The 644-nt window shown below is 48.9% G+C and carries 1 protein-coding gene; it reads right to left on the bottom strand.

The window, feature by feature from the left end:
* Positions 1 to 48 precede the first annotated feature (48 nt).
* On the bottom strand, positions 49 to 644 hold a 596-nt coding region (locus R7R78_RS27150; RefSeq protein ID WP_263856329.1), incomplete at its 5' end, for a LysR substrate-binding domain-containing protein.

Below are 644 nucleotides of genomic sequence, written 5' to 3'. Positions count from 1 at the left end.
GCCCCTGCGCCGTGAGCAAAAACAAACAGCGGCCCGTTTTCAGGCCCCTCAACTATCCACTGGCTCATCCAATACTTCCTCTTGTTCTTTTCTCGCCGTTGCCAGCATCCAATCTCTAAATGTCGCTATGCGTCCCATGTCTGCCTGCTGCTCATGGCACACCACATAGAAGGCATTTTTGGAGATAAGCACCTCATCAAACGGCGCAATCAGTCGTCCCGCTTCCATTTCTGGTTTCGCTAACACGTTGTTGCCCAATGCTACGCCTTGTCCGTGTGCAGCAGCCTGCAGCACCATAGTCGAGTGACTGAAAATCGGACCGTGATTCACGTTAATGCCTTCGATGTTGTAATGACGAGCGAACTGCTTCCAATCTTTACGCGAAGTATCATGTAACAAAGTGTGTAATTTGAGGTCACTTAGAGATTCTAATGGTTTGTTACCTAAAAGTAACGAAGGTGAACAAAGTGGGATCAGAAACTCTTGGTACAGTTTATCCGCTCGCAAACCCGGCCAGTTCCCACGGCCGTAGTAGATCGCTACATCTACATCATCAGTCAGTGAACCTTCATCCATATCCACAGCTTTGATGCGCACATCGATGTCTGGCTCTTGAGCATTAAAGTCCGCCAAACGAGGCACCA

This window comes from Vibrio sp. 2134-1 (genome assembly GCF_033339495.1).
This window is presented reverse-complemented; position numbering and strand designations above follow the sequence as displayed.